This is a genomic window from Ensifer sp. 2TAB8 (assembly GCF_052115125.1).
Classification (GTDB): Bacteria; Pseudomonadota; Alphaproteobacteria; order Rhizobiales; family Rhizobiaceae; genus Ensifer.
Genome location: NZ_JBFRGB010000006.1, coordinates 81,023 through 93,698 on the forward strand (window position 1 = coordinate 81,023; position 12,676 = coordinate 93,698).

The following is a 12,676-nucleotide window of genomic DNA, read 5'->3' on the forward strand; positions in this document are numbered from 1 at the left end:
GCCAAGAAAAAAGGCTCCCGGATCCCGGGAGCCTTTCTTCGTCGTTATCTGCAGGCGGCTCAGTGCTCGCCGAGGTCGCGCACTGCGCCGCGGTCGGCGGAGGTGGCGAAAGCCGCATAGGCCTTGAGCGCGGTCGTCACCTTGCGCTTGCGCTGCTCGGCCGGCTTCCAGCCCTTGGCGTCCTGTTCGGCGCGGCGGTTTGCAAGTTCTGCCTCGTCGACACGCAGGCTGATCGTGCGGTTCGGGATGTCGATGTCGATCATGTCGCCTTCGCGCACCAGGCCGATCGTGCCGCCATTGGCCGCTTCCGGCGAGACGTGGCCGATCGATAGACCCGAGGTGCCGCCGGAGAAGCGGCCGTCGGTGATCAGCGCGCAGGCCTTGCCGAGGCCCTTCGACTTCAGGTAGCTCGTCGGATAGAGCATTTCCTGCATGCCAGGGCCGCCCTTCGGGCCTTCATAGCGGATCACGACGACGTCGCCGGCCTTGATCTCGTTGGCAAGGATCGCCTTGACCGATGCGTCCTGGCTTTCAAAGACGCGGGCCGGACCGGAGAACTTCAGGATGCTTTCGTCGACGCCCGCCGTCTTTACGATGCAGCCGTCGATCGCGATGTTACCCTTGAGGACGGCGAGGCCGCCGTCCTTGGAGAAGGGGTGTTGGACCGAACGGATGACGCCCTTTTCACGGTCGGTGTCGAGCTCGTCCCAGCGGGCTTCCTGGCTGAAGGCGACCTGGGTCGGGATGCCACCCGGCGCCGCGCGGAAGAAGTTGCGAACCGTTTCGCTCGAGGTGCGGGTGATGTCCCAGCGGTCGATCGCGTCGCCGATCGTCGCGCTGTGCACAGTCGGGCAATCGCGGTTGATGAGGCCGCCCTTCTCGAGTTCGCCGAGGATCGACATGATGCCGCCGGCGCGGTGTACGTCTTCCATGTGCACGTCGCTTTTCGCCGGAGCGACCTTCGACAGGCAGGGAACCTTGCGCGACAGGTGGTCGATGTCGGCCATGGTGAAATCGACCTCGCCCTCATGGGCGGCGGCCAGAATGTGCAGAACGGTGTTGGTCGAGCCGCCCATGGCGATGTCGAGGGCCATGGCGTTTTCGAAGGCCTTCTTGGAGGCGACGTTGCGCGGCAGGATGTTCTCGTCCTCCTGCTCGTAGTAGCGGCGGGCGAGATCGACGACTAGGTGGCCCGCTTCGACGAACAGGCGCTTGCGGTCGGCGTGGGTGGCGAGCGTCGAGCCGTTGCCGGGCAGCGACAGGCCAAGCGCCTCGGTCAGACAGTTCATCGAGTTGGCGGTGAACATGCCGGAGCAGGAGCCGCAGGTCGGGCAGGCGGAGCGCTCGATGACCTTGACGTCCTCGTCCGACACGTTGTCGTCGGCGGCGGCGACCATGGCGTCGACCAGGTCGAGCGCATGCGTCTTGCCGTGCAGCACGACCTTGCCGGCTTCCATCGGGCCGCCGGAAACGAAGACGGCGGGGATGTTGAGGCGGAGCGCCGCCATCAGCATGCCGGGCGTGATCTTGTCACAGTTGGAGATGCAGACCATGGCGTCGGCGCAGTGCGCATTGACCATGTACTCGACGGAGTCCGCGATGATCTCGCGCGACGGCAGCGAATAGAGCATGCCGTCGTGACCCATCGCGATGCCGTCGTCGACGGCGATGGTGTTGAATTCCTTGGCGACGCCGCCGGCTGCCTCGATCTCGCGGGCAACGAGCTGGCCGAGATCCTTGAGGTGCACGTGGCCCGGCACGAACTGGGTGAACGAATTCACCACCGCAATAATCGGCTTGCCAAAATCGCTGTCCTTCATGCCCGTCGCGCGCCAGAGGCCGCGGGCACCGGCCATGTTGCGGCCGTGGGTGGTGGTACGTGAGCGATAGGCAGGCATGGCATGTTCCTTCACGGACAGGGGGTATTGCACGGATATGGCGATCCGGATCGCCACCGAAGGGGCTACCTAGCGCAAAATTGCGTGCGCGTCATCTTTTGCGTCAGATTATTTCGACGCCGTGCGCGCGGATTTCGGCCCGGTCCACCAACCTTCAAACGCAAATCTAGCCGGGCTCTGACGGCTTGGACAGCCGCAATCGGCGCGCTTTACGGAAATCTTATGCCGGCTGCTTGAAGTCGGAATCGAATCCCGACGCCTGACGGGGCTAGCCTCTCTCCATCGAACACGGATGAGTGCCATGTCTCTTCATGATTTCCGCTTCCGCCGTCATCTCCCAATCCTACCGCCGCAGGCTCCGCGAGAGCAACCCGATGCCACCGAGCCGCATCCGGATGAACTGGAAGCGCTGCTGCTGCGGCTGACCGCCGTTCGCCGCCTGCGCGAGCATCAGGTCTGGGAGGCGGTTCGGGTCATCCGGGAGCTTCCGGAGCTTGCCGCCGGCGCGTGGCCATCGCCTCGGTTCCGCGAACTGATGGCGGCCGATGCCCTGGTCGACGCGGTCATTCACCTGACTTCGACCACCGAGGCAAAACTCTGCCTGCGCAGCCTCAGTCATGAACTGGGGATCTGGACCTGTGTGCTGCGCTATCAGCCGCCAGGTTCCGGCCGGGTCACCTACAAGGCACGCCATGTCGATCCGGCGGCGGCCATTCTCGGCGCCTTGTTACGCTCCTGCCGCGGCCACCAGCTTGCCATCGCAGCTACCGATCGCGGCCAGTTTCCCACCTGGAGGATATTTCCATGAGCATGCATTCGCTGCGCCTCGAAGGGGCGATCACGGCGCTCGTCACGCCGTTTCGCGACGGCAAGGTCGATGTCGTCGGCCTGATGTCGCTGGTCGAATGGCAGATTCGCCACGGCATTTCCGGCATCGTTGCCTGCGGCACCACCGGTGAGGCGCCGACGCTGTCGCGCGCCGAACGGGCATTGGTGATCGAGCGCTGCGTCGAGGTCGCCGAGCGCAAAATCCCCGTTATCGTCGGCACCGGCACCAACAGCACCGAGACGACGATCGCCCTGACAGCCGAAGCCAAGGCGCTCGGCGCGGATGCGGCGCTCGTGGTCGCGCCCTATTACAGCAAACCGTCGCAGGAGGGGCTTTATCGGCACTTCGAGGCGATCGTCGGTGCTGTCGACCTGCCTGTCATTCTCTACAATGTCCCTTCGCGCACAGGTGTCGATCTTGCGCCGCGCACGCTTGAGCGGCTGGCGGAGCTTCCAGGCATCGTCGGCATCAAGGATGCGACCGGCGACATCGGTCGGCTTCTTTCGATGCCGGCTGCGCTGAAGAACCGCCTTCACCCGTTTTCCGGCCATGACCAGACGGCGCTGCCCTTCAATCTGTGCGGCGGACACGGCACCATATCGGTGGCATCCAATGTCGTGCCGCGGCTGGTCGTGGCGATGCATCAGGCGATTGCGAGCGGCAATGTCGGGGCGGCGATTGCCATCCATGAGCGGCTGAGGCCGTTGCTGGTGGCGCTGGAGCGCGAGACCAATCCGGGACCGGTCAAATATGCGCTGCACCTGGCGCGCGCCCTCAGCCCCGAACTGCGCCTGCCGTTGACGCCGGTTGCGCCGGAAACGGCGGCCGAGATCCGCGCGGCCCTCGAACCGCTGAGCGAACCGCCCGCTTCCCATGTCGGCGGCGACCTCCGCTTCGCGCTCGCGAGCTGAGTTCCCATCATCCCGAGCAAATTCCGGTCCAGCCTCGTCTTTCGCCCCGCGGAGTTTTGTTCCAGGGCGTGCGCGTGGCCGGTCTCTCGTCCACCAGGAGACAAATCATGTCACGCCTTCCGCATCTTGCCGCCCGCGCCGAGCTGAACCGACGCGCCCATGGCAACGAAAAAATCGAGAACCGCCGCAATGACAGCGCGGTTCGCGACGCCTTTCTCGGCATCGGCATCCGGCTCGGTGTCGTTCTCGGACTCGCCTATGGCATCCAGGCGATCATCCCGTGGCTTGCCGGTTAAGTCTTCTTTCTCATCAACGAGGATCATCCCATCATGGGCAATACGCAGCAGATCCGGCGCGGCTTTCTCGCGCGTGCGCGTTTCGTTGTCGGTCGCGACCGGCACGGCTGGTGGGTCGTTTCCGACCGCAAGGGCGTCGTCGGCGGCCTCTTCACCAATGAGACCGCGGCGATCCACTTCGCCGTCGAGGCCAGCGACCGGCACCCGGAAGAGGTGTGCCGCGCGCCGGAGGGGGCGGCTATCGATCTCGACACGTTTTCACGCTCGCCAAAGGCGCGCCGGAACCATTCCTGACGGTGTGGCGGGCTCGTCGGCAAGTTTCGACCGATCGGTCGGGAGACCGCCGTCGAATGCGCCGCTTGCCAGTGTCATGGGGCGGGCCGCATCCGTGGTCCGCGTTCTGGATTGGCTGTTGCTTGCAAAGCCGCGGACGCAGGTTCATTCTTGCCAAGCCACATGCCTCGGCCGGTCCGGCATCTGCCATGCCAACCGGGGCTCTTCGAAGGTTCGTCGTCGATGAACTGCCACGAGTGCGGTTGCGAGATCCAAGACGGGTTCGCGTTTTGCCCGAACTGCGGCACCAAGCAGCATGGCCCATGCCCCGGTTGCGGCGCACTTTGCCCGCCACACTTCTCGTTTTGCCCCACCTGCGGCACCCGGCTCGCAGCCCCAGCTTCCATCAAGCCGACGGCTTCGCGACCGACGGTAGCCGAAACGCCTCAGGTAAGATCGGGTGGCGAGGGGCCGTCGCCGGACGAGGATGCGGGCGCCGACCGCCGCACGGCCACCATTCTCTTTGCCGACCTTTGCGGCTTTACCGGTCTCGGTGAGCAGGTGGATCCGGAAGTCCTCAGGGCTTTCCAGAACGAGCTCTTTGAAGAACTGACCGAAGCGGTCGAGGCCTACGGTGGCTACGTCGACAAATTCATCGGCGACGCCTTGCTTGCCCTCTTCGGCGCGCCGGTTGCGCACGAAGACGATTCCGAGAGGGCGCTTCGGGCCGCGCTCGACATGGCCGGCCGGGCAAGACGGGTCGGCGAACGCTGGCAGTCGCGGATCGGCGAGCCGCTGAACCTTCATATCGGGCTCAACACCGGGACCGTCGTGGCCGGGCATCTGGGGGCTGGCGACGGCAAGGCCTATTCGGTGACCGGTGACGCGGTCAACACGGCGCAGCGGCTGCAGTCGCTCGCAGGGCCTGGGGAGATCCTCGTCGGGCCGGTGACCTATCGGTTGACCTGCCACGCCTTTGCCTATGAGGCGCTTGGCGCGATGACGCTGCGCGGCAAGGCAGGCAGCGTCGAAGTCTTCAGGCTGATGCAGTCTCTGGAGGCGCCGCGCACGGCTCGGGGTCTCGAGGCGCTAGGACTGGGCGCGCCGCTGATCGGGCGTGAGGCGGAGATGAAGCGCCTCATTGATTGCCTCGAGCTTGCCTGCGGCGGGACGGCGCAACTCGTGCGCCTGACCGGAGAGGCAGGGCTCGGAAAGTCGCGGCTGGCCAGCGAATTCGTTGAACGCGTAACCGGGGATCCGCGATTTTCGAACGTCGTCGTTCGCCGCGCCGGTAGTTCTTCGCTCGGTGAGCCGTCCTATGGCGTTCTTGCGGCGGTGTTGCGCGGTGCCTACGGGATTTCGATGGGCGACAGCCTGCAGCGGACGACAGAGCTGCTTGCGGCTGGATTGGCCGACATCGGTTTCGCTCAAGACAAGCTCGAACAACTCGTGCCCCTGTTCCTGCGGATCCTTGGCATGGATTCCCGGGATGAGCTGTTGCGCCACGTCGAGCCGGAACAGATGCGCCGGCAGCTTTTTGCAGCAGTGAGAGCGATTTTCGAGCGGCGCCTGTCACGAACCCCCTTGCTGCTCGTGATCGAGGACCTGCACTGGGCCGATGCTGCCTCGCTCGAGGCCTTGTCTTTCGTTCTCGAGCGGACGGAAGGCCGCCCGTTGATGCTCTTGACCACCCAGCGGCCTGACGCCGATGCCGATCGGCTGAAGCCCGGCCGTACAAGCTTGACCGCGCTGCGGCTCGCACCGCTTTCAGAAGCCGACAGGCGACGACTGCTTGCGGCCTTCTTCGGTGGAGACGGCTTGCCCCAGGCGCTCGCCGCGCGGATTTTGGCACGGGCCGGAGGCAATCCCCTGTTCATCGAGGAAATCGTGCGCGGCTTGATCGACGTTTCCGCCATGCAGCAGATTGGCTCGGTCTGGCGGATGGTGGATCGCGAGGCGGCCGCCGACATACCGGTCACCATCGAGGCGATGCTGCTCGGCCGCGTCGATCGGCTGCCGCCGGACGCCCGCCGATTGCTGCATCACGCTGCGATGATCGGGCCGCGCTTCGATGCGGATCTGCTGCAGGTGGTTTCGGGGCGGACGCCGGTGGACGCGCTTCTCGATCTGCTTTGCGACACGGAGATCATCGAAGAAGTGAGCGACGGCGGCGGGTCGCCGGGTACGCAGACCTATCGGTTTACCCAGACGCTGTTGCAGGAGGTGGTCTACAACAATCTGCTGCTCAGCCGGCGCACGGAAGAGCATGCGTTGATTGGCAAGGTGCTGGAGCATCGGTTCGGCGAAGATACCGAACGGCTCGAAGAAATGGCGCTGCTCGGCCACCATTTCGGTCTCTCCGAGCAAAAGGTCAAAGGCGCGCAATACCTGGTTGCGGCCGGAGACCGGGCGCGGGCGCTCTATGCCAATGATGATGCCATCCGGCTCTACGAACAGGCGATGGCGGCGCTGGCGGCCACCGGCGAAGAGGGGCCCGAATGGCTGGCTGCACGCGAACGCGTCGCCGATCTTCTGGGGCCGACCGGCCAGCGCGAGGCGGCGGTTCAGCACTACGGCGCCCTGCTGGAGATTTACCGGGCCACGGACGATCGGATTGCATCGGCACGGATCCGGCGCAAATTCGGTCATCATTTGTGGGAAGCCGGGCGGCGCGACGAGGCGCTGGCTTCCTTTGCGGCAGCCGCCGAGCTGCTCGAAGGCGTCAGCGCACCGATCGAAGGTGCGCATCTTTCACAGGAATTCGGCCATCTCGCCTTCCGCATGGGCGACTATGCAGGCGCTCTCAAGGCAGCGGACGACGCCCTGGATCGCATCGAGGCCTATGCGTCGGACAGCCCGGAAACTGAGCGGGAGGCGATGCGGGTCACGGCCGAAGCGCTGAACACCAAGGGCGTGACGCTTGCCCGCCTTGGCCGCAGCGCAGAAGCGATCGGTATCGTCGAGCAAAGCGTCGCGGTGGCGGAAGGCGCGAACCTGCTGAATGCCGCCTGCCGCGGCTACACCAATCTGGCCGTTTTCTACGCGGTCACCGATCCGAAACGCGCGATTGAGGTTTGTCAGTGCGGTTTCGATATGGCGAGGCGTATCGGCGACCTCGGTTTTCAGGCGCGCCTGCTCGCCAACCTCGCCGTCGCCTATTGCACCTTCACCGATCGTTGCTCGCCGGACGGCATGCCGGCAGCGGAGCGTGCGATTGCGATCGACCGGGAACTCGACCAGCGCGACCATCTGCCGGTGTCGCTGCTGGTGCTCGGCCAAATCCATCAATGTCATGGCCGATCAGATGTCGCTCGCGGCCTCTATCAGGAGGCGCTCGATCTTTGCGGAGAAACGCAAGAGGCGCAGCTCCTGTTTCCGTGTTATGATGGCTTGGCGACGCTCTGCCTGGACGCCGGCGATCTCGATGCAGCGGAAAGGTACTTCGCTTCGGCGCGAGACATATGTGCGCAACATGGCCTCGATCCCGAAGCGTTGATGATCTTGCCGTTTCTCGACTGACATTCCGATCGTCGCCCTGGGCGCGGCGTCCGCGTTTTTTATTGCTGCACACAGCTTGCCGGAGAGAAAATGCCTGCCTTGCCATAAGGCGTACCAGGGGTATTCCGGCCGGGATAAGGAGACGAAACATGGTTGAGCCGCTGAGTGGACGGCCATTGCAGCCGGGTGATCGGGCGCCGAATGTGGTGCTCGACGCAATCACGCAGGAAGGTCAGATCGCCCTTGACGATTTTCGTGGCCGCAAACCGGTCCTGGTTGGCCTGTTCCGCGGCCTGCATTGTCCGTTCTGCAGGCGGCAGATCGCGGCCATGGCGCAACTCGACGGCGCCTTGCGGGAGAAGGGCATCGAGAGCCTGACGGTCGTCAATACGCCGATCGATCGGGCGCGCCTCTATTTCCGCTATCATCCCGTGCCGAACTTGATGGCCGCCGCCGATCCGGAAAGGGTTTCGCATCGGGCATTCGGGCTGCCCAACCTCGAATTTACCGAGGACGAGGACGCCTGGCCGTACAAAGTCGCCCAGAAGACGATCATGGCGATGAAGGTGGATCTGCCGGGCGAATTGCCGGCACCGATGGATCCGATTGCAGCCATGGCCTATCTCGACAAGGTGGAGGACTACCAGATCACCGAGGCTGACGAACGGATGATGGCGACTGGGACCGGGCAACTCATCGGTGAGTTCCTGCTCGATCGGGACGGCGTCGTGCGCTGGAGCTTTACCGAAGTGCCGGGCGGTGGCCAGAACCTGTTCGGCGTCCCGCGGCGCGAGGAACTGATGTCCGTCGCCTCGGCGATGGTGCACTAAGACGTCGATCCTGGACGATTGGCCATCGGCGATTTCGGCGGCGATCCTGGAACGAGACCCCGTCGATCCGGCGATCGACGGGGTCGTCTTTACGGCAAGTTTGTTTTGAAGCGATGCGTTGCGCGCCGGGTCTAGCCGAGCGCGGCGATCGCCTCATCGATCAGCGCGACAATTTCCTTGGCATGCGAAGCAAGCGAGGCGTGGCTGGCGTCGAGCGTGATGATCTTCTTTGCCTTGATGCGTTCGGCCATCCACTGTTCGGTTTCCGGCGGGATCATGTTGTCGTGGCGCGAGACCTGGTACCAGCTCGGCTTCGTCTTCCAGGCCGGCGGCCCGGCCTTGTCCTCGAAGCAACGCCCGGCAATCGGCTTCTGTGCCACCGCCATGACCAGCGCATCGGTTTCGTTCAGGTCCTGGCCGAAACTCTGGCGGAAGGTGTCTTGCGCCAACCAGAGGAAACCCTCCTTGTCGGGCCGGATGCTGGCTGCACCGGAGGGCGGATCGCGCCTTGCGAAAATGCTGCCGAGGCTGTCGCCCTCATCGGGTGCGAACGCCGCGACATAGACGAGGCCGACGACATTGGATGCGTGGCCCGCACCGCTGATCACCGCGCCGCCATAGGAGTGGCCGACGAGCAGGGTCGGGCCGTCGAGCGATTCGGCGAGCTTGCGGGTGCGCTCCACATCGTCGGCCAGCGACGTCAGCGGGTTCTGTACCGCGGCGATCCTGTAGCCCTTGGCGTGGAGCGGCGGGATCACGTGGCGCCAATGGGATGCATCGCCCCAGGCGCCGTGTACGAGCAGGATGTTCTTGACTGCCGGCATGTCCGTTCCTTTCCCATTCAGAGAAGCTGCGGCCGGCGCCGCCGTCGCGCATCGAGCGCGAGATGCGTTGCCGCCCGTTGGTTTACGGATGTGATGGTCTGCAGGTACCTTCAGACTGCGCATGCAAACTAGGGCGCGAAACCGGGCTCTTCCATGACGGAAACATTAAACTTCGTACAGGCTGGGCGCGGGGGGCGGAGCCATCGACCGGCGCGTGACGGGCCGAACGAAAAAGGGCCTCTCGATTTCTCGAAAGGCCCTTTGAATTCGAATGGTGGGCGTGACAAGGATCGAACTTGTGACCCCTACGATGTCAACGTAGTGCTCTCCCGCTGAGCTACACGCCCATCCGATGTGGCGCATAGACCACAAAAGCCGTTGCCGCGTCAATAGGGTTTTCGAAGGTTTTTGACAGAAATTCTGCGGAGGTGTTTTTCCTCCCCTGGGCCGGGTTTGCGTGCCGTTCCCGGCGCCCTGCATTTCCTGGATTTCTGCTAAGGCATTGAAACGAAAAGACCGCCGGAGATCCCTGGTGGATCGCGGCGGTCAAACGGATTTCGTATTCATTTCAGTCGCGACAGCTCGCGCCTGTGGAAAACTGTCGCGGCTCAGGCGGCTGCCAGCATCTTGTTGACCTCGTCGACGAGGTCGCGGAGGTGGAAAGGCTTGGAAAGCACCTTGGCATCCTTCGGCGCCTTGGAGTCCGGGTTGAGCGCCACGGCGGCAAAGCCGGTGATGAACATGACCTTGAGGTCCGGATCGAGTTCGGTCGCGCGGCGCGCCAGTTCGATGCCGTCCATCTCGGGCATGACGATGTCGGTCAGCAACAGCGAAAAGGGCTCCTCGCGAAGCCGGTCATAGGCGCTGGCGCCGTTGTCGTAGGACATGACCTTGTAGCCGGCCTTTTCGAGCGCCTTCACCAGGAATCGGCGCATATCGTTGTCGTCTTCGGCAAGAAGGATTTTCGCAGTCATGAATTGGGCCGTGCTTCTCTTTATTCAGTTCATTGCGCGTAGATTGCGGCGTTTTATCCAAACCCCAACGCGGTAAATATCTCGTGAACGCGGGACGTCAATTCCCCGGGAGCTGTGATTGGTCACTATGGACACAGAGCGGACCAACTGGCAACATGATGACAATTGTAAGAACCGCATATGGTAAAAAAGGGTTCAGATGGGGGAAATTGCGGAGAGGGAACTGTTCGAGGTCCTGGAACCTCCGATCCAGCGCATTCCCTTTGTGTTCAATTCACCGCATAGCGGCCGGTCCTATCCCCAGAGTTTCCTCGATCAATCGCGGCTCGACGCCGTTTCGATTCGCCGGTCGGAAGACCACTATGTCGACGAACTGTTTCAGAACGCGACCTTCCTCGGCGCGCCGATGCTGCTGGCGCATTTCCCGCGCGCCTTCCTCGACGTCAACCGCGAGCCCTATGAACTCGACCCACGCATGTTCGACGGGCCGCTGCCGCCGCATGCCAACATCAGTTCGATGCGCGTCGCCGGCGGCCTCGGGACGATCCCGCGGCTGGTCGCCGAGAACATGGAGATCTATCGCGGACGCTTCCCGGTAGAGGATGCGCTGACGCGGATCGAGACGATCTACAAGCCCTACCATGCCACCCTGCGCAAACTGATCGCCCGCACGCACGTGCAGTTCGGTCTGTCGGTGCTGATCGATTGCCATTCGATGCCCGGAAACGTGCATTTGCCCGGCAGTGCCCAGCGTCCCGACTTCATTATCGGCGACCGTTACGGCACCAGTGCTGCGGGTGAACTGTCGCGCGCCGCGGTCGACCTCCTGCAGCAGCTCGGCTACAGCGTCGTGCGCAACAAGCCCTATGCCGGTGGCTTCATCACCGAGCATTATGGTCGCCCGACCCGCGGGCTGCACGCGTTGCAGATCGAGATCAACCGGGGGCTCTATGTCGATGAGGCGACGCTGGTGCGCAAACCCGGTTTCGGCGCGCTGGTCGCAGATCTCACGACTTTCGTCGCGTCGCTTTCCCGCCATGTCGAAGACTACGGCGCCTACATCCCCCTGGCGGCTGAGTAGCCTTCCCCAAAAACCCGGAAGAACCGGCAAAGCGTGACGGCGTCCAGCAAGGTGCTGGAGACGCTTGGTATTTCTTTTCGGGGAGGTTCAAAAAAAACCGCGCCAACGGCGCGGTCAAGTCTAGGGAGGAAACACCCAAGGAGGGTATTTACAGTCACAGGTGACTGTAGGGGAACAATAATATTGCACTGCACAAATGTCAAGTTTGCCGGTGAAAACTTTTGCGTCGCGTCAAAAGTTTTTCAGCCGAAAATGGCGAATCAACCGATTGAATTCGCTAAAGCCGCCGTGGTGCGGTGCGAGACGCTCCTGCCCTGGCGCCGACGCCGCCCGCAGATGGCCGTGCTCGGTCGTTTGCCTTTCGGTGATTTTCGTCTATGCAGGACGTACCTTCCTTCATGTTTCCCTGAGAGAGAGCCATGTTGCCTGACCGCGCCTTCTTCGATCGTCTTGCCGAAGCTGCCAAGGCAGAGACCCTGCCGCGATTTCGGATCGGTACCAGCGTGGTCAACAAACTTGAAGGCGGCTTCGATCCGGTAACGGAGGCCGACCAGTCGGCGGAAGCGGCGATCCGCGCGCTGATCGAGACGCATTTTCCGGAACATGGCATCCTCGGCGAAGAGCATGGCAATGTCGGGCTCGACCGCGAATATGTCTGGGTCATCGACCCGATCGACGGTACCCGCGCCTTCATCTCGGGCTTGCCGGTCTGGGGCACGCTGATCGGTCTCTATCGCAACGGCGAGGCGGTCATGGGCCTGATGGACCAGCCCTTCACCGGCGAGCGCTACTTCGCCGACGGCGCGAAGTCGGTCTACCGCGGACCGGGGGGCGAGCAGGTACTTTCGACGCGCGCCTGCAAATCGCTGTCCGACGCGGTGCTCTTCACCACTTCGCCGCACCTCTATACCGGCGCGTTCAAGACCCGCTACGATGCGTTGCAAAGCAAGGTCCGGCTCTTCCGCTATGGCTGCGATTGCTACGCCTTCGCGCTTCTGGCCTCCGGCCATGTCGATCTGGTGATCGAATGCGGGTTGAAGCCCTATGACGTCGGCGGGCTCATCCCGCTGATCGAGCAGGCCGGCGGCATCATCACCAACTGGCAGGGTGGGCCGGCGGAAATGGGCGGCGAAGTCATCGCTGCGGGCAACGCCGAACTGCATGCGCAGGCGCTGGAAATCCTGAAGGGCTGAGGCCATTCCCTTCGGGCGCTGACGCCGAAGCGGACTGCAAAATCAAATGATTAGCGGAAGTGCGCCTGA

11 protein-coding genes and 1 tRNA gene are annotated in these 12,676 nt (G+C 63.5%); 8 read left to right on the forward strand and 4 right to left on the reverse strand.

Annotated elements, in window-relative coordinates; translation table 11 throughout:
* Nucleotides 1-59 precede the first annotated feature (59 nt).
* Nucleotides 60-1,898: a dihydroxy-acid dehydratase gene (gene ilvD / locus AB4Z53_RS12745; protein ID WP_441596186.1), complete on the reverse strand. Its 1,839-nt coding sequence runs from the start codon at nt 1,896-1,898 to the stop codon at nt 60-62.
* A 301-nt stretch (nt 1,899-2,199) separates the two neighbouring features.
* On the opposite strand from ilvD, the gene AB4Z53_RS12750 reads away from it, so the two are divergent.
* From AB4Z53_RS12750 to AB4Z53_RS12775, 6 genes are all read left to right on the forward strand, one after another.
* Nucleotides 2,200-2,706, forward strand: coding sequence for a hypothetical protein (locus AB4Z53_RS12750; protein ID WP_441596188.1), 507 nt, complete (start codon nt 2,200-2,202; stop codon nt 2,704-2,706).
* Nucleotides 2,703-3,638, forward strand: coding sequence for a 4-hydroxy-tetrahydrodipicolinate synthase (gene dapA / locus AB4Z53_RS12755; RefSeq protein WP_441596189.1), 936 nt, complete (start codon nt 2,703-2,705; stop codon nt 3,636-3,638). Before AB4Z53_RS12750 ends, dapA begins: the two co-directional genes overlap by 4 nt.
* Nucleotides 3,639-3,745: 107 nt before the next feature.
* On the forward strand, nt 3,746-3,934 hold the full coding sequence (locus tag AB4Z53_RS12760; RefSeq protein WP_113541181.1) for a hypothetical protein: 189 nt from the start codon (nt 3,746-3,748) through the stop codon (nt 3,932-3,934).
* 33 nt (nt 3,935-3,967) lie between these two features.
* Nucleotides 3,968-4,228, forward strand: coding sequence for a hypothetical protein (locus tag AB4Z53_RS12765; protein ID WP_441596191.1), 261 nt, complete (start codon nt 3,968-3,970; stop codon nt 4,226-4,228).
* Between the two features lie 222 nt (nt 4,229-4,450).
* Entirely contained in the window at nt 4,451-7,726 is a 3,276-nt protein-coding gene (locus AB4Z53_RS12770; RefSeq protein ID WP_441596193.1) for an adenylate/guanylate cyclase domain-containing protein, read from the forward strand.
* A 128-nt stretch (nt 7,727-7,854) separates the two neighbouring features.
* Nucleotides 7,855-8,535, forward strand: coding sequence for a peroxiredoxin-like family protein (locus AB4Z53_RS12775; RefSeq protein WP_113541184.1), 681 nt, complete (start codon nt 7,855-7,857; stop codon nt 8,533-8,535).
* 131 nt (nt 8,536-8,666) lie between these two features.
* Here AB4Z53_RS12775 and AB4Z53_RS12780 read toward each other — a convergent pair whose 3' ends face one another.
* From AB4Z53_RS12780 to cpdR1, 3 genes are all read right to left on the reverse strand, one after another.
* On the reverse strand, nt 8,667-9,359 hold the full coding sequence (locus AB4Z53_RS12780; RefSeq protein WP_441596195.1) for an alpha/beta fold hydrolase: 693 nt from the start codon (nt 9,357-9,359) through the stop codon (nt 8,667-8,669).
* Nucleotides 9,360-9,631: 272 nt separating this feature from the next.
* Nucleotides 9,632-9,706: transfer RNA gene (locus tag AB4Z53_RS12785), tRNA-Val, on the reverse strand.
* Between the two features lie 261 nt (nt 9,707-9,967).
* Complete coding sequence (cpdR1, locus tag AB4Z53_RS12790) at nt 9,968-10,333, reverse strand: response regulator CpdR1 (protein WP_034786813.1); 366 nt, start codon at nt 10,331-10,333, stop codon at nt 9,968-9,970.
* A 199-nt stretch (nt 10,334-10,532) separates the two neighbouring features.
* Here cpdR1 and AB4Z53_RS12795 point away from each other — a divergent pair, with 199 nt between their 5' ends.
* On the forward strand, nt 10,533-11,414 hold the full coding sequence (locus AB4Z53_RS12795; RefSeq protein ID WP_441596197.1) for an N-formylglutamate amidohydrolase: 882 nt from the start codon (nt 10,533-10,535) through the stop codon (nt 11,412-11,414).
* 419 nt (nt 11,415-11,833) lie between these two features.
* The gene (gene hisN / locus AB4Z53_RS12800) at nt 11,834-12,607 is read left to right on the forward strand and encodes a histidinol-phosphatase (RefSeq protein ID WP_113541187.1); all 774 of its coding nucleotides are present in this window, start codon (nt 11,834-11,836) and stop codon (nt 12,605-12,607) included.
* Nucleotides 12,608-12,676: the final 69 nt, after the last annotated feature.